Annotated in this window: 14 protein-coding genes; 7 read left to right on the top strand and 7 right to left on the bottom strand. The window is 68.8% G+C overall.

The genetic code is table 11. The annotated features are described in order from the left end of the window. Positions 1-168 precede the first annotated feature (168 nt). The 3 genes from AB1L88_RS02480 (at position 169) to AB1L88_RS02470 (ending at position 3,019) form a co-directional block, all read left to right on the top strand. On the top strand, positions 169-1,818 hold the full coding sequence (locus AB1L88_RS02480) for an oligosaccharide flippase family protein (protein ID WP_367095039.1): 1,650 nt from the start codon (positions 169-171) through the stop codon (positions 1,816-1,818). Positions 1,819-1,904: 86 nt separating this feature from the next. Beyond that, the gene (locus AB1L88_RS02475) at positions 1,905-2,450 is read left to right on the top strand and encodes a hypothetical protein (protein ID WP_367095038.1); all 546 of its coding nucleotides are present in this window, start codon (positions 1,905-1,907) and stop codon (positions 2,448-2,450) included. Then, positions 2,447-3,019 (top strand): cold shock and DUF1294 domain-containing protein, encoded by a 573-nt coding sequence (locus AB1L88_RS02470; RefSeq protein ID WP_367095037.1) that lies wholly within the window; start codon positions 2,447-2,449, stop codon positions 3,017-3,019. The genes AB1L88_RS02475 and AB1L88_RS02470 overlap by 4 nt, the downstream gene beginning before the upstream one ends. A 111-nt stretch (positions 3,020-3,130) precedes the next feature. Here AB1L88_RS02470 and AB1L88_RS02465 read toward each other — a convergent pair whose 3' ends face one another. The 5 genes from AB1L88_RS02465 to AB1L88_RS02445 form a co-directional block, all read right to left on the bottom strand. Then, complete coding sequence (locus tag AB1L88_RS02465) at positions 3,131-4,426, bottom strand: DUF1501 domain-containing protein (protein ID WP_367095036.1); 1,296 nt, start codon at positions 4,424-4,426, stop codon at positions 3,131-3,133. Positions 4,427-4,579: 153 nt separating this feature from the next. Beyond that, positions 4,580-7,048 (bottom strand): DUF1549 domain-containing protein, encoded by a 2,469-nt coding sequence (locus AB1L88_RS02460; RefSeq protein WP_367095035.1) that lies wholly within the window; start codon positions 7,046-7,048, stop codon positions 4,580-4,582. Further along, positions 7,045-7,686, bottom strand: a complete 642-nt coding sequence (locus AB1L88_RS02455) for a hypothetical protein (RefSeq protein ID WP_367095034.1) — start codon at positions 7,684-7,686, stop codon at positions 7,045-7,047. Before AB1L88_RS02455 ends, AB1L88_RS02460 begins: the two co-directional genes overlap by 4 nt. A 4-nt stretch (positions 7,687-7,690) precedes the next feature. Next, positions 7,691-8,254, bottom strand: coding sequence for a hypothetical protein (locus AB1L88_RS02450; RefSeq protein WP_367095033.1), 564 nt, complete (start codon positions 8,252-8,254; stop codon positions 7,691-7,693). Further along, positions 8,251-8,829 carry a sigma-70 family RNA polymerase sigma factor gene (locus tag AB1L88_RS02445; RefSeq protein WP_367095032.1) on the bottom strand — a complete coding sequence of 193 codons (579 nt, stop codon included), beginning with the start codon at positions 8,827-8,829 and terminating at the stop codon, positions 8,251-8,253. Before AB1L88_RS02445 ends, AB1L88_RS02450 begins: the two co-directional genes overlap by 4 nt. A gap of 324 nt (positions 8,830-9,153) precedes the next feature. Here AB1L88_RS02445 and AB1L88_RS02440 point away from each other — a divergent pair, with 324 nt between their 5' ends. The 3 genes from AB1L88_RS02440 (at position 9,154) to AB1L88_RS02430 (ending at position 13,110) form a co-directional block, all read left to right on the top strand. After that, positions 9,154-10,821, top strand: a complete 1,668-nt coding sequence (locus AB1L88_RS02440; RefSeq protein ID WP_367095031.1) for an AMP-binding protein — start codon at positions 9,154-9,156, stop codon at positions 10,819-10,821. Between the two features lie 189 nt (positions 10,822-11,010). Then, positions 11,011-12,333 carry an FHA domain-containing serine/threonine-protein kinase gene (locus tag AB1L88_RS02435; RefSeq protein WP_367095030.1) on the top strand — a complete coding sequence of 441 codons (1,323 nt, stop codon included), beginning with the start codon at positions 11,011-11,013 and terminating at the stop codon, positions 12,331-12,333. 426 nt (positions 12,334-12,759) lie between these two features. Continuing rightward, the gene (locus AB1L88_RS02430) at positions 12,760-13,110 is read left to right on the top strand and encodes a hypothetical protein (protein WP_367095029.1); all 351 of its coding nucleotides are present in this window, start codon (positions 12,760-12,762) and stop codon (positions 13,108-13,110) included. A gap of 79 nt (positions 13,111-13,189) precedes the next feature. On the opposite strand, the gene AB1L88_RS02425 is transcribed toward AB1L88_RS02430, so the two are convergent. Continuing rightward, positions 13,190-14,356, bottom strand: a complete 1,167-nt coding sequence (locus AB1L88_RS02425; RefSeq protein WP_367095028.1) for a cysteine desulfurase family protein — start codon at positions 14,354-14,356, stop codon at positions 13,190-13,192. An 82-nt stretch (positions 14,357-14,438) separates the two neighbouring features. Further along, positions 14,439-14,630, bottom strand: a complete 192-nt coding sequence (locus tag AB1L88_RS02420) for a hypothetical protein (RefSeq protein WP_367095027.1) — start codon at positions 14,628-14,630, stop codon at positions 14,439-14,441. 374 nt (positions 14,631-15,004) lie between these two features. Here AB1L88_RS02420 and AB1L88_RS02415 point away from each other — a divergent pair, with 374 nt between their 5' ends. Continuing rightward, the gene (locus AB1L88_RS02415; RefSeq protein ID WP_367095026.1) at positions 15,005-15,976 is read left to right on the top strand and encodes a hypothetical protein; all 972 of its coding nucleotides are present in this window, start codon (positions 15,005-15,007) and stop codon (positions 15,974-15,976) included. Positions 15,977-15,984: the final 8 nt, after the last annotated feature.

Raw genomic sequence — 15,984 nt, 5'->3', positions numbered from 1 at the left:
GGTGAGAAGCCAGGGTCTGGGACGGGGTGGCGGCTCCTGATCGCGACGTCGGGGAGGAACTGCCCTATCCTCGTCCCCGGCTCGCGGCTAAGATGTCGGGACAACACGCCAGCTCCGGCGTTTTCGAGAATAGAACCAGGATGTCTCGATCGGCGGGGAAGGATTCCCGTGAGCTCGACCACGTTGAAGCCGGTGACCCCGCCACCGCCGACTCCCCCCCCCTCCTCCGCCGAGCCGGACGCCACGGCCCGGCCGTTGCCGCCGATCCTGGGGAAGCTGCTCAGCGGCACGTTCTGGCTCGCGCTGCGGACCCCCTTGCAGGCGCTCACGGCCTTCTGGAGCGTCCCCCTGATGATCGGGGCGTTCGGCCAGGGGGATTTCGGCGCCTATCGGTTTGCCTGGGGGCTGGGCTTCTTCCAGTTGCTGCTCGAACTCGGGATGAGTTCGGCCCTGCAGCGCGAGGTGTCCGACCGCTGGACGCGGGGGGACCGGGCCGGGGTCGACCGGGCGATCACCTGCGGGACGATCTTCTACGCGGCCATCGCCCTGGTGCAGTCGCTGGTCCTGCTGGTCATCGCCTACGGGGTGATGCCCTACTCGAAGTTCGGCGCCAGCGACACCAACCTGATCGTCAAGCTGCTCTGGATCCAGATCCTGACCTCGCCGAGCTACGGCATGGGGGTGGTCGTCTCCAGCATCCTGCAGGCGGCGCGACGGTACGAGGTGCTGCCGCGTTATGAGTTCCTGATCGTCGCTCTGCGGTTCGTGGTCCTGATCGGCGGCATTGCGATCGGGGCGGGGTTGCTGGCGATCGTCATCGCGCAGACGGTCGTCTCGATCGCCCTGAGCTTCGGCCCGGCGCTCTGGGTCATCCGGCGCGAGGTGGACTACCGGCCGAGGTTCGTCCGGGTCGGTTTGAGGGATTTCAAAGGGCTGGCCCAGCTCAGCGTGTTCATGTTCCTGATTCAGTTGAGCGTGGTGCTGGCGGACAAGATCGACACGACGATCCTCGGCTTCGTGCTGGAGGCGCCGGCCAAGGCGGTCGCGGCCTACACTGCCGTCAGCAGCCCGTTCCTGCAACTGAGGCAGATCGGGTGGACGCTGGCCTACTTCGTGATGCCCGCCGTGGCCAGCCTGGCGGCCGCGGGGGACCAGGAGGGGCTGGACCGGGTGACGTACGACGGCGCCCGGTTGCACTCGGCGTTCGTGCTGGCCATCGGATTGATGGCCTTCCTGTACGCCGGCCCGTTCCTGGAACTCTGGATCGGCGCCCAGTTCCCGGGCGAGATTCCGGAGCTGACGTTCCTGATGAGGCTCTTCCTGGTCGCCGCGATTCCGTTGCTGGTCGCGGTGCATGTGCAGGTCTGCACGGGGTTGGGGAAGCTGGCCGTGGTGGCCGTGGCGGCGATCTTGGGGGCGGTGGTCAACCTGCCGGTCAGTTACGTGCTGACGCTGCATCTGGGCGTCGCGGGGGTGATCTGGGGGACGGTGCTGACCACCTTGTTCTCGAACCTCCTGGTGCCGTTGATCTACGCCTTCCGGGTGCTGGAGGTGCGTCCGATGGTCTACCTCAGGCGCACCCTGCTGGCCCCTTCCGTGGGATCGGCGGTCATGGTCGCGACGAGCCTGGCCCTGCACGGCTTCGGATTCTCGGCCGAGCCGAACAGCGATGATCCGGTGACGCGCCTGATCCCCTTCGCGGCGCATCTGGGGGTCGCCGGCCTGGCCTTCGTGGCGGGGTATGCCCTGGTCCCGGCAGGCCGGGCCGACCTGCAGCGGGTGCTTCAGCGGACCCGGAAATCCGGGGCCCCGGAGTGATCAATCGCCGGGAGCGGGCCGGGGAACCTACAATCATCGGGAGGACCCCGGACTTCGCACTCCTCATCCCAGGGACGGCGATCGCGATGACGCAGCGACCACCTGACGATCGACCGGATGCCCTTCGGCTCCTCGTGCACGAGCGGGACAGTGCCTCCTCGGCCATCGGGGGCCCCGGGGTGTCGGGCAGGCGGTTCGTCGGGGCCGGGGTGATCGGCCTGCTGCTGCTCTGGGGGGCGCTGTATGTGCTGTTCTCGCTCTGGCGATCGGGCGTCGAGGAGCGGATCGCGATCGGCAAGACCGAGGTGGCTTCGGTCGTCGCCGGCCTCGCGGATCTGGAACCGCCCGGGATCGACCCAACCGAGTGGCGGCAGGCCGTTGCCGAGACCGAGGCCATGCTGGCGGAGGTGGTCGGCACGGGCCGGATGGATCGCTCGCGGCTCCGGTCGCTCCGATCCGACCTGAGTCGGCGGGTCGCCGAGGCGGGGCGATCGCCCGGGTCGGCCGCCGAGATCCTCGCGGGGATCTGGGACGAGATGGCCCGGTTGACCCGGTTCCGCGACGGGACGGAACGCCCGGCGCTGATCGGGGGTCCTGGTGCTCCCGAGCGTCGCGAGGAGGGACGGGAATGACGCGGGAGTCTCAGGGGGTCGTCGTCTCGTTCGACCGCGATCGTGGCTTCGGGTTCATCCGGACGGCGGATGTGGACGAGGACGTGTTCGTGCACGTCTCGGCGATCATCGGGAGCCGGCGGCTCCGGGCGGGCCAGCACGTCCGGTTCCGGGTCGAGCCGGGCGACCGGGGCCCGAGGGCCGTCCGGGTCATCCCGGGCTCGCTCGGGTTGTTGCCCTTGCTGACCTCGGCCTGGGGGGTGCTCGGCCTGCTCGTCGCGGGGACGATCGGCCTGGCGATGGCCGGAGTGCCCTGGCCGGTGGGCTGGCTGGTCCTCGTCAATGGCGCGACGCTGGTGGTCTGGGCCTGGGACAAACACCGGGCGGTGCGGCACGGTCGGCGCGTGCCGGAGATTTTCCTGCTCGGGCTGGCGGCGATCGGCGGGACGGTCGGGGCCTGGATCGGAGTGGGTTGGCTCCGCCACAAGCGCCGGAAATCGTCATTCGTGCTCACCCTGGCAGCCATCACGGCCCTCCAGGGGGTGGGGGCGTTGGTGCAACTGCTGACGTTCTCCCAGGGGCCGTCCTGAGCCGGGCACGACCGGGGTCGGCTCCGAGCGATCGGTCGAATAAGCCCTCGGGATGGACGGTCCCGAGGGCCTTTTCCTCCGCCCTCGATCGAATGCGGCGAGCCGATTCGATCAGGCGAAAGCCTCGGCGATGGGCGAGCCGTTGCGGGTGATGGCGACGGGGCGGCCGGTGGGGGTGTGGTACTCGGCCTGGGGATCGATGCCGAGGCACGAATAGAGGGTCGCCGCGACGTCGTCGGGGGCGAAGCCGGGGCCGGAGGCCGGCCCGGAGCCGGTCGCGTCGCTGGCACCGACGACCCGGCCGCCGGCGATCCCTCCGCCCCCCATGACCACGAACATGGCGCGGGGGAAGTGGTCGCGGCCGCCTCGGGCGTTGACCTTCGGCGTGCGGCCGAACTCCCCGGACACCATGACCACCGTGGATTCGAGCAACCCCTTCTGCGCCAGCGCCAGGAACAGGCCGGACAGGCCGGCGTCGAGTTCGGGGAGGTTGCGCGTCTTCAGGCGGTTGAAATTGTCCTGGTGCGTGTCCCAGCCGCCGTGCGAGAGGGCGACGAACCGGACTCCCGATTCGACCAATCGCGAGGCGAGCAGGCAGCTCTGCGAGAAGGGATCGCGGCCGAAGAGGCGCGTGACCGATCGCGACTCCCGGCTGATGTCGAACGCCTCGCGCGATCGGGTCGAGCTGATGATGTCGTAGGCCCGCTGGGAGAAGGCGTCGAGGCCCTGGATCAGGCCGCTCGACTCGAATCCGGCGAAGGTCCGGTCGATCTGCCGGAGGAGTTCGCGGCGGCGGCCGAGTTCCTCGATCGTCAGTCCCTTGCCGAGGGAGATGCCGCGCACGTTGAACGGCTGGCCGGCGCGGGGGGCCGTCTGGGTGCTGAACGGGGCGTACTCGACGCCGAGATACCCGGCCACCTGCGGCGTGTTCGGGATGGCGACGAACGGCGGGATGTCGCGAGGCGAGGCCAGTTCCCTGCTCACCACCGCCCCATAGCCGGGATAGTCGAGGGACGGCAGGGGACGATTCCCGGTGTTGAGGTACTTCGTCCCCAGGTCGTGCGCGGCGATGGAGTGGCTGACGCCTCGGAGGATCGTGTAGTGGTCGGCGCATTGCGCCAGCCTCGGCAGGTGTTCACCGATCGAGACGCCCGGGATGGACGTCGGGATGGCGGCGAATTCGCCCCGAATCCCGTCGGGGGCCTCGGGCTTGGGGTCGAACGTATCGAGATGCGAGGGCCCGCCCCCGAGATGGACATGGATGGCCGCGGTGGCCCGACCGGCCCGGACCGCGCCCGCCTCGGCCAGCCTCAGGTAGGAGGAGAGGGTCAGCCCGGCCCCTCCCAGCACGCCAATCTTGAGGAAATCGCGGCGACGGACACCGTCGCACGTCCGGCTCGTGGCCATCAGGAGTCTCCTTGGTCGAGAATACGTCTTCCGCGTCGAATGAGATGGGAGGGACGCGAGCACCGGCAGCGGCCTCCCGGATCGATCGGACCGTTTCGGGGGTCGTCCCGAGGCGGCGGGGGCCGGCCGGTGCTCCTTCCCGGGGAGCCGGGCTCAGTGATTGGTCAGGAATTCCTTGGTGTTGAGCAAGGCCCAGAGGAGTCCGCGCAGGCCTTGATCGGGGGACCCCGAGGTCTCGAAATACTGGCGCGACGCCTCGGATTCCGAAGGGCTGGGGGCGCGTCCCAACGCCCGGAGGAAGGCGTCGGCGATCAGGTCGTTGGTGGGGGGCGGGGCGTCCGGCGACTGGGCCACCCGCCGGACCCAGCCGCCGCGACGATCGAGCGCGGCGTGAAGCTCCTGGTCGTTCTGGAGATAGATCGACTGCAGGAGGTTCGGCTCGGTCGACTTGCTGCAATCGCAGTTCGTCTCGCGGGGCGATCGGCCGAACACCCCTTCGGCGTAGCTCGCGTCGCGACGAGGGGCGCCGATCCCCTGCGCCGGCCCGAACGATCGGAGGTCGGCCGTCCTGGCGAACGATTCGAGCTGGTTGGGGGCGGCCGTGACCTGCCGGACCGCGTCGAGCAGGGCCTCGGCGGGCAGTCGTCGGACGATCGCCCGGCTGAAGTTGCGCCCGTCGAGCCGGTTGGTCTCGTTCGGTCGCCAGCTGCGCTGGTAGGCGAGGCTGCCAGTGATCTCGCGATGGAGCCACTTCATGTCGAAGTCGCTGGCGATGAACCCCCGGGTCAGGTGGTCGAGCAGGGCGGGGTTGCTCGGGGGGTTGGCCAGGTTCATGTCGTCGGGGGGGTTGATGATCCCGACGCCGAAGGCATTGGCCCAGACCCGATTGACAAAGGCCTGGGCGAAATACGGGTTGTCGTCGCTCCGGAGCCATTCCAGCAGCGGCTCGCGAGGGTCGGCGACGTTCGCGAGGCTGACCTCGTCGCCGCCGAGGACGCGAGGGGTGACCACTCGGCCTCCGCGACGGGATCGGGAGGAGGAACCGCCGGAGGCCGCCCGCATCCGGTTGCGATTGATGTAGACCTCCTCGATCGGGGCGATCTCGCCGCTGCGCAGGCGTCTCGCATAGGCCCGTCGTCGCTGGCCGACCGGCAGCTCTGCGACGCCGATCTCCCGATCGAGTTCGCGCACCTGGGGGCGCACGGCGGGATTGACCCCGTACGCGATGGGCTGGAAGAAGGCGGTGAACTGATTGAAATCGTCCTGGGTCCACTGGTCGAACGGGTGCTTGTGGCACTGGGCGCAATCGAGGCGGACCCCCAGGAAGGCGTAACTGAAGGCCAGCGCCTTCTCCTCCGGCTGGCGGAGGTTGCGACGCGCCCAGAAGTGGGGCATGGTGGCGCGATCGGCGAAGGATTCGGGGTCGTCGCCCCGGAAGTATCCGGCCATCTCCTTCATGTAGCCGAGGTACGACTGGTCCGGAGCCCGGCTGGTGCCGAGGACGATGCCGGCGATCAGCTCATCGTAGGGTGCATTCTCGGAGACGCGCCGATAAATCCAGTCGTACCATTGGCGGGCCATCTCGTTCGGCAGCGTCGAGCCGTTGAGATTCCGGGGAGAGGCCCCGGTGATGTCGCAGAGGAAATTCGCCCACCAGGCGGCGTAAGTCGGGCGTTCGAGCAGTTCGTCGACCTTCCGCGACCGCTTGTCCGGCCCGGGGTCGGCCACGAAGGCACGGACCTCGTCGGGGGTGGGGAGCGACCCGGTCAGGTCGAGGCTCACGCGGCGGAGGAATTCCTCATCCGAGCAGACGTCCGAGGGGATGATGCCGAGCTTCTCGAGCTTGGCGGCGATCAGGCGGTCGATCTCGGTCGGCGCCGGCAGCTCGGGGTAGGCGTCTCCCGTCCGGTCGGAGACGGGGCGGATGACCTGAGCGGTGACGACGCCGTTGTCGTAGAAGGCGACGATGTCGGTGTCGCCGGGGCCGACGCTGGCGACCCGGCCGTCGGGATCGACCGTCGCGATCGACTCGTCGTTGGTCTGGAAGCGGGTCAGGCAGGTGACGTCCTCGATCGTCCCGTCGGACCAGTAGGCCATCGCCCGGAGCGGGACCGACTGGCCGTCGGCCCGGAAGACGACCTCGCGGGGGAGGACTTCGAGCCGATCGAAGCTCGCCTCCTGCGCGGCGGGACCGGCCCCGGATTCGATCCAACGCCTGATCACTCGGTACTGCCAGGTGTCGCCTTCGAGGATCTGGCCCCCCTTGTGGGGCTGGATGAGCGTCGGCTTTTCGAGGATCAGGCTCAGCTCGGGAGCCTCGACGTCCACTCGGCCCTCGTCGTCGGCGAGCAGGGCGGCATGATCCGCGGCGAAGTCGTAGCCGAACAGGGAGAGACGGAAGCCCCCCTGCCCCTGGAAGGAGCCGTGGCAGGATCGTCCGTTGCAGCCCAGGCGGCTCAGAAGCGGCAAGACATGCCGCTGGAAGTCGGGGATCTCGACGCCTCCCTCCTCGGCAAACCGCGCCGAGAGAGGAGGCAGCGCGTCTGAGGCCAGGCCATGGGCCGAGACGCCGGACATCGCGGTCAGGACCGCCAGGATGCTGGCAAGGGGTCGGATCCTCACATTGAATCTCCTTGAGTACGGGGCGGGGAGGAGGCCGGGGGGGCCTGCGTCTCGGCCTCGGCCTGTCGTCGCACGCGTCGCGCCTTCTTCTGGACCGCCCTGAGCCGGGCGTCGATCACGGTGTCGGCCCGTTCCTCCTGCCTGCGAATGGCCTGGTCGAGCTGATCGATCCGGGCCTGGAGCTGGGCACGGTCGTATTTCTGCAGGGCAAGCTGCGCGGCCAGTTGATCGGTCAGGGCCCGGCGAAGCTCGGCGTCTCGCCTCGACCCGGGATCGCTGACGAGCCGGGCCGTGAGCAGTTGGACCCGAGAACCCGCCTTCCAGGTCTCTAACACCAGAGGGGCACGGTTCGGATCGCGCCGTCGGAGGCGATCGAGATTTTCTCGGGCCCGGCCGAGTTCCCGGATGGCGGCGGCGTACTCGCGGGGGTCCCTCCCGCGGAGCGAGACGAGCAACTCGGCCAGTTCCGCGTGATGCTCTCGGACGAATTCGAAGGCGAGCCGCTCCTGTTCGGGATCCGGGGTCGTCCCCGGAGAATCGACCGATTTCGGACGTGCCGGCGCCGCGTCCTGGGCCGGGAGCACGGCGGCGAGGAGCAGGATCGAGGGGGCGAGGAGCAGGATCGGCATTCGTCTCATCGCTTCAATTCCCCGGGGATCGGGACGTCGGATCGCCCGGATTGGCGTCATGATCGACCGCGACCAGCAGCCATCGGGGTGGGTCGAGGGGCAGCTCGCCCTCGGGGTCGAGCCTCGCAGGATCGTCGTCCTCGGCCCGTCCGAGGTCGTCCCATCCTGCGTCGCTCTCGGCATCGAGAAGTGGGAGCCGGGCGTCGCGCCGGAGGCTGGACCAGGCAAGCTCCAGGGAGACGGAGGCCCGCCCGGCACCCTCGCCATCGGCCGGGGGCGGATTCCGGGGGATCGAGACCGCCGCGAGAAGGATTGCCGCCGCCGCGACGAGGGACGTCAGGGCGATCGCCGGCCGCTTGCGCGGGAACGCCCGGTCCGGACGGTCGGCCTGCGGGGTTGAGTCGAGCCGGAGGCAGGCCCCGATCAGCTCCACCGCCTGGGCGACGGCGAGGCAGGCCTCCGGGTCGTCGAGGAGCCGGGCTTCGAACGCGCCTTGCGCGGCCTCGTCAAGCTCTCCGGCGACGTAACAATAGGCGAGCCAGGAGATGTCATCGGGATCGTCGAGCAGGGTCGTCATGCCTCATCCTCCTCCTGGAGACGACGGGAGAGCCGCTTCAAGGCCCGTCTCATGCGGGTCAGGACCGTCCCGAGCGGGAGGTGCTGCTCCTCGGCGATCTGGGCGAAGGTCCTGTCCCCGAACATCCTGGCCCGGATGATGGCCTGATCCAGCGGGGGGAGCTCGGCCAGGGCCGCCCGGACCGCCTCGATCTGCTCGTCGCGGACGAGGGGGTCTTCCCGGGCGGTCGGGGTGGCGTCCGGGGCGTGCCTGAGCCAGGCGATTCCCTGTTCGTGGCGTCGTCTGCGCCGGGAATCGCGTCGGAGGGCGATCGCCTCCCGGGTGGCGACCCGGAACAACCAGCCGCGGAAGGTCTCGGCCGAGGCGGTATGCCCCCGCTCGATGGCCTTCAGGAACGTGGCCTGGAACGCGTCGTGGGCCTGATGGGGGTCTCGGAGCATTGCGAGGAGCACTCGGTAGACCGCTGGGCCGTGCGCGTCGAAGAGCCGGGCGACGTACGCGGAGTCGAGGCGGTCGGGATCGGGGGTAAGATCGCGGGGCCTCGCCGATCGCCCCGGTTCCGGTGGTCCCTCCATCGACGGCCCTCATCTGGCATTCGTTGCAGGTATTGAGGCGCGAGGTGCCTCGATTATTTCAGCCTTGCGGGGAATGCGAGCGACCTTCCGGGGCGCGGGATCGGGCGGGATGGCACGCCGGGAGGATCGAATCGAAGGGAACGATCACGAGCGGGCGCGACGCCCCGCAGCCGGGGCCCGATCGCGGTCCCGGATCCGGATCGGAAGGGGGTCTCCATTGCTTGGGACGAGCCGATCCCGTATGGTCATAAGCGACGTCGCGGGGGCGTTTTCCCGTTGATTCATCCCCTCGCGTCGCCCCTCCTGAGGTCGGGAGTGTTCGAGATGAGTGTGCAAACCGCCACGCGCCCCGCCGGTGCCGCGAGTGATCCCGCGCCCCTCGTCCCGCTCCCGGGTTTGCCGGCGAGCTGGAGTTCGCTGGGGCGGGCGTTCGTCGCCTCGGCGAGGACTCGGCGCGGGGCCGAGGCCTTCGTTGATAGCACGGGAGCATCACTGACCTATCGGCAGGCCCTCATCAAGGCCCTGGCCCTGGGGCGGGTCCTGGATCGGGTGATCGGCCCGGCGAAGAACGTGGGGGTCCTACTGCCGCCGACCTGCGCGGGGGCCGTCACCAACCTCGCCCTGACGCTCCGGGGCCGGGTCCCCGTGAACCTGAATTACACGGCCAGCCAGGAATCGGTCGATTCGGCGATCGACCAGGCGAAGATCACGCACGTCCTGTCCTCGAAGCGGATGCTCGACCGCATCCCTCTGATGCCGAAGGGCGAGGTGATCGTGCTGGAGGACGTGGCCAAGCTCGTCCGGCCGGGCGACAAGGCCTGGGCCGCCGCCGTGGCCCTGCTGGCACCGACCTCCGCGATGGGAAGCCTCCTCCCGGGCCTCCGCGACGAGAATCTCGACGACCCGGCGACCATCATCTTCACGTCCGGCTCGACGGGCCAGCCCAAGGGGGTGGTCCTGACGCACCGGAATATCCTGTCCAACGCCGAGCAGATCCGGACGCAGATCGACCTGGTCCCCGAGGATGTGGTGCTGGGGATCCTGCCCTTCTTCCACTCGTTCGGCTACACGGTCCCGCTCTGGACGGTCGCGTGCCTGGGGCTCAAGGCGGTTTACCACCCGAACCCGCTCGATGCCCAGGTCGTCGCCAAGCTGACCCGGGAGCACAAGGCGACGGTCATCCTGGCCACCCCGACCTTCGTCCGGAGCTACCTGAAGCGGTGCAAGCGAGAGGACTTCGGCACGGTCCGGCTGCTGGTCCTCGGCGCCGAGAAGCTCAAACCCGAGCTGGCCCAGCAAATCCAGGATCTCTGGGGGATCGAGCCGCTCGAAGGGTACGGCTGCACCGAGACCGGGCCGGTGGTCTCGGTCAACACCCCGCTGCAGCACAGGTCCCCGACCGGGCAGCCGGTCGCCGGCAATCGGCCGGGGACGGTCGGGCAACCGATCCCGGGGACGATCATCAAGACCGTGGATCCGCAGACCAAAGAGGATCTCCCCCGGGGGACCGTCGGGATCATCTGCGTCAAGGGGCCGCAGGTCATGCCCGGTTACCTGGACAATCCGAAGGCGACCGCGGAGGTCCTGGAGGACGGTTGGTACTGGACAGGAGACCTGGGCCGGGTGGACGATGACGGGTTCATCATCATCACCGATCGGCTCAGCCGGTTCTCGAAGGTCGCCGGCGAGATGGTCCCCCACGGCGCGGTCGAATCGGCCATCCAGGAACTGTCCGGGAATGTTGAGACCGTGGCCGCCGTCTCCTCGGTCTCCGACCCCAAGCGTGGCGAACGCCTGATCGTGCTGCATACGCCCCAGATGACCCTCGATCCGAAGGAACTCGTCCGGAAGCTGCAGGCCGGCCCGCTCCCGAAGCTCTGGATTCCCTCGGCGGAGGACTTCTACCCCATCGATGAGATCCCGGTGCTCGGTTCCGGGAAGCTGGATCTTCGACGGCTCAAGGAGTTGGCCCAGGCCCATCACGGGCACTGAGGCCACCTCCGGGGCCTCGACCCCCAAACTCCTTCCCGAGTGGAGCGGGCACGCCGCCCCGGCGACGAGGAGCAGTCGGATCGATCGCTCGAAGACCGGCACGCCGCCCGAGAACTCGCCCCGGAGTCGGGCAAGGTCAGCCTCATCGGGGGGCCTCTCGATCGGCCCGGCATCGGAGCCTTGACCCTGATGAAAGTGGAACTGCGAGTCTCCACCGGGCCGCACGAAGGGCAAACGTTCCGGTTCGATCGGCACGCGGCCTTCTCGGTGGGTCGAGCCTCCGACGCCCAGTGCTCGATGCCCGAGGATCCGTTCCTCTCGCGGCACCACTTCCTGGTGGAAGTCAACCCGCCGCTCTGCCTGGTGCGCGACCTGGGCAGCACCAACGGCATCCGGGTCAACGGTGTCCGGGTCGAATGCACGCGGCTGCAGGACGGCGACACGATCGCCGCCGGCAACAGCGCCTTCCAGGTCGTGATCGAGTCCTCGGGCGTGCTTCCGATCGTGTGCCGGGGATGTGCGACCCCGGCGCCGCCGGACCTGACGATCTCGGCCATGCCGGGCGAGGTCGTCGAGTGGTACTGCCGGGCCTGTGCCGATCGCCGCAGGCGGTATCCGAAGCCCCCGAAGGGCTACTGGATCGAGCGCTACATCGGCGGCGGGGGCATGGGAGAGGTCTTCCTCGCCCGTCGAGAGGCCGACAACCTCCCGGTCGCGCTGAAGGTGATGATCCCGCTCGTCGCCGCAGGCGATCGGATCCGGGCCTATTTCCTCCGGGAAATGAACGTGATGCGGAACCTGAGGCACCGCAACATCGTCGCCTTCTTCGAGGCGATCGAGGACGAGGGGCAGTTTCAGTTGCTCATGGAGTTCGTCGACGGCAAGGGGGCCCGCGACTGGGTCGATGCACAGCCGGGTCCGCCGCCGGTCCAGGCCATTGCTTCGATCGGCAAGCAACTGCTGCTGGCCCTCGACCACGCCCATCAGCGCGGGTTCGTCCACCGGGACATCAAGCCCTCGAACGTCCTGGTGATGGGGGGGGTGCGCCGACCCCTGGTGAAGCTCTCCGACTTCGGCCTGGCCAAGAACTTCCGCGATGAGGCCGGCTTCAACGGCATGACCATCGAGGGGGACTTCGGCGGCTCGATGGGGTTCCTCTCCCCCGATCACATCCGGGGGTTCCGGGACGTGAAGGGGGCCGCCGACATCTACAGCGCCGGCGCGACGCTCTATTACCTGGTGAGCGGGCGTTACCCCTTCCTCGACTTCGACCCGAAGAACGCCGACGCCATCACCAAGACGCTCGAACACCCGGCCGTGCCGCTCCGCGTCCACCGGCGAGACGTCCCGGAAGCGTTCGACCGGATCATCCGACGGTCGCTGGAGAAGAACCCCTCGGACCGATGGCCGACGGCCAGGGCAATGGCCGAGGCACTCAGCCCGTTCGCGGCCGACCCCTTGATGAAATCGGCCAACGCCCCCGGCTCGTCGTCCGCGTCCGACTCCGGTTAATCCGGCGATTCACACCCTTAAAAAGGCGACTTGAGGCGTTCACACCTCAGTTTGAAAAAGAAAATGGAAAAAAGTGTCTAAGGGTGCCTGGGTAAAGTGATCTTAATGGAAGGGAGACGAGGATATCGTCCCCCATTCGTTCCGGACGGACGATTCGCCGAAGGCCAGGGCCGATTGCCGACAAACCCATCCAGCCCCTCCCGTGATCTCGATCGCGCTCGACGAGCTGGGGTGGATTCCGTGGTCATTGTCGCCCGGATCGGCCTGCGGGGATCGCTGACGAGCACGTTCGCACCCGATTGCGGGCATTTGCTCCGTTCGGACATTGAACGGATCGGCGGACCGAGCCCAGGATACGACCCGAGGGAGGATCACTGTTCACCACTCTCACACGAGCGTTGCACCCGCAAGCCGGAGAGTCCGATCGTGGAAGTCGAATTGCTGAAGATGCTGCCAGGCGGTGGCAGTGTCGCGGCCCTGATCGTGACCGTCATCCTCTTCCTCAAGCAACAGGAGCGTACCCAGGTCAGCCTGGGCCAGATTACCGATGTCTTCAACGCACGCGCCGTCGCGTCGCAAAAATTGTTTCAGGAGCAAGTCAACCGCTTGATGAGCCAGAATGTCGAGAATCAGAAGCTGTTCCAGGAGCAAATCCAGCTGCTGATCGACGGGCACCTCGAGGTCTCCCGGGAGACGATCGCGGCCCTGAAGGCGATGGAAAACGCGGTGCATGAACTCCAGGCCCAGGCAAACCTTGCGATCAAGCTCCCGACCTGATCGGGAGGGGCCACCCGGCCCGAGTTCGAAGGATCGGGCGAGGGCCGGGCATCTTCGCAAGTCGTCTCCCCCAATCATTTTATTCCGATGGCGTGGGCGGCCGAATCCGGCGGATCGCGTCGATGACGCGACGGGCGGCCTCGTCGATCTCGTCGTCGGTCGTCGTCGCTCCCAGGCTGAATCGGACCGACGATCGCAACCGGTCGTCGGGGACCCGCATCGCCTGCAAGGCCGGCGACGCCTGCGACGACCCGCTGGCACAGGCCGAGCCGAGCGACGCGGCGACCCCGGCCAGGTCCAGTTGCATGAGCAAGGCGTCGCCATCGAGGCCGGGGAACCCGACGTGGAGCGTCTGAGGGAGGCGGTCCCGGGCTCCTTCCGGTCCCGTCCGGACGACTTGATCCCGGCCCAGCCCGGCGACCAGGAGCGACTCCAGGCGATCTCGCAGGACGATCCAGCGGGCAAGACGACGCTCCGCGTCGCCCTGCCAGAGCCTCAAGGCTTCGGCCATGCCGACCGCCAGCGCCACGGCCGGTGTCCCTGCCCTCCTGCCCGCCTGTTGCCCCCCGCCGAAGACCCTCGGGAGCAGGGAGACGCCCGACCGCACGAGCAGGACGCCCACGCCGACCGGCCCGTGGAACTTGTGGGCGCTGGCCGCCAGGGTCGCCACGCCAAGCCCCCGGAAATCGACCGGGATCCGCCCGACCGCCTGCACGGCATCGGTATGGACCGGTACGCCCGAGGCCGCGGCCCGATCGGCCAGGCGGGCGACGTCCTGGATCACCCCGGTTTCGTTCTGGGCGAGGATGAGCGTGGCCAGCGTGGTCGTCGGCCGCAGCCGGTCGGCCATCGCCCCGACCTCGACCCGACCATCGGCCCCGACCTCGACCCGATCGACGGCAATCCCCCGGGCTTCGAGCTGCTGGATCGGCTCGGAGACGGCGGGGTGCTCGATCGGGCTCGTCACCAGATGCCGGGCCTCTCCGTGTTGGGCGCGATCGGCCAGCCCGAACAGGGCGAGGTTGTTCGATTCGGTCCCGCCGGACGTGAAAATGACCTCGGAGGGATCGGCGTTCAGGATGCCGGCGATCGTCTCGCGAGCCTGCTCGTAGGCCCTCCTCGGCTGCCGGCCGAACGAGTGTCGGCTCTCCGGATTGCCGGAGGCGAGCCAGTGGGGCCGCATCGCCTCAAGGACCTCGGGGGCGAGCGGGGCGGAGGCGTTGTGGTCGAGGTAGATCGGCCCCATTAATCACGATCCCGGCCTGTGGACCGCGCAACAGCGCGGCTTCTCTCGCCCGACCCCGAACGAGTGAGGGAGACGGTTCGGTTCAACCCAGGGCGCGGAGCGTCAGGACCAGTCCGAGCAGGAACAGGGGGACACCCAGGAGCATCAAGGGCCCGGCAAGGAGCGCCGCCCCCCCAACCATGAGCAGGAACCCCAGCAGCATCGACGCCAGCCTCCCCATCCAGTCGATTGCCCGGAGGAGGACTCGGATCGGCAGCATCAGGGCACGGACCATCGCGCCTCTCATGGTCTCCAGCGTATCAGATCGGGCCGATCGGCGGGAGTCGTCCCCGCAGGAGGGCCCCGGGGAGGGCGGTCCCGGGCGTCCTGAGGCCCGGGAGGGGGACCAGGATCGCGTCCGACGGCCTGTGCGAGTCGATCGGTCGATTCCGACGGCTCTGAAGGAACCCATGGCCTGGATCTCCCGAATCGGGTGCCTCGATGGCCTCCCCGGCCACGAGCCGGGCAACCTTGCGAGGTTCGGCGAATTCTGCTACTGATGCGATCCCCCGGAAAGGGATTCGACGGGGTTTGCCAACGCTTGAGTCGCCGGCCGCCGCGAGTGTTCCGTGATGAACGACCACGGCGGGGTCGGGCAAGGAGGCCGACGTGCGACAGAGCCTGTTCGCCATTGTCTTGATTATTGCCGCATTTTCGGGCGGTGCGCTGGTGAACGGCCCCGGCCTGGAGTGGGGGCGTCGACACCTCGCCTCGGTGTCGAAGCATCTGCCGGACGAATGGACCGGGCAGGAGGAGCCGCTCCCCGACGACGAGTCGCCGGAGGAGGAGTCGCGTCCCAACGACTCACCCCGGGCCGGCACGATCGATGCCCAGGTCCAGCCCCCCTCGTCCCGCGTTTCGCTCCCCGTCGCGGAGTCCTCTCCCTTCGCCCCGTCGTCGCTGCACGCCGAGGAGACGTCGAGCCGCGAGTTTACCCCTCCCGACGATCAGAGTCCCGAGGCCGCGCCGACGGTCAAGGCCCCGTTGGGCCCCACCATCGCCACCCAGTCTTCCCCGCTGGATGCCGCCGCCCCCGACGTGTCGTCGAGCACGCCGAAAGATCTCCCGGCTCCCCCCCCTTCGCTGCTCGACCTCGCCCGCCGAAAACTCTCGGACCGGGGATTGGTGGAGGACCGGGGAGACGCCTCGGCGCCCTCGCAAACCCCGCCTCCCGCCGCCGAGGCGGGCGAGCCTCCCCAGGTCTCGACGGCGGGGGCTTCGGCGTCGTCGGAAGCCCGGTTCGGATCGGGCGGACCCGAGGGTCGCGATTTGCCTCCGGGAGCAGGCCAGGACCGCCCCCCGGCGAATGACCCGAGCGTCCGGCTCGCGAGTCGTTCGCGCGAACCCGAGGAGCGCTCCGACTGGGCCGAGGTCCGTCATCAGATGGTCGAGCTCGGGGTCGGTCGCTACTGGGTCGAGGGGGAGTTCGGCGGGCCGGTCATCTTCCGATGCGTCGTGCCGATGATCGGAGACCGCGCCGTCTCGCAGCACTTCGAGGCCGAGGGGGATGACCTGATGACGGCCGCCCGGGTCACGCTGCGTCGCATCGCGCTCTGGAGGGCCACGGAAGAATCGCCCTGAGCGGTCCA

It is taken from the genome of Tautonia sp. JC769 (assembly GCF_040717455.1).
Classification (GTDB): Bacteria; Planctomycetota; Planctomycetia; order Isosphaerales; family Isosphaeraceae; genus Tautonia.
The sequence above is the reverse complement of the archived record's forward strand: the minus strand, read 5'-3'. Positions and strand labels throughout refer to the sequence as shown.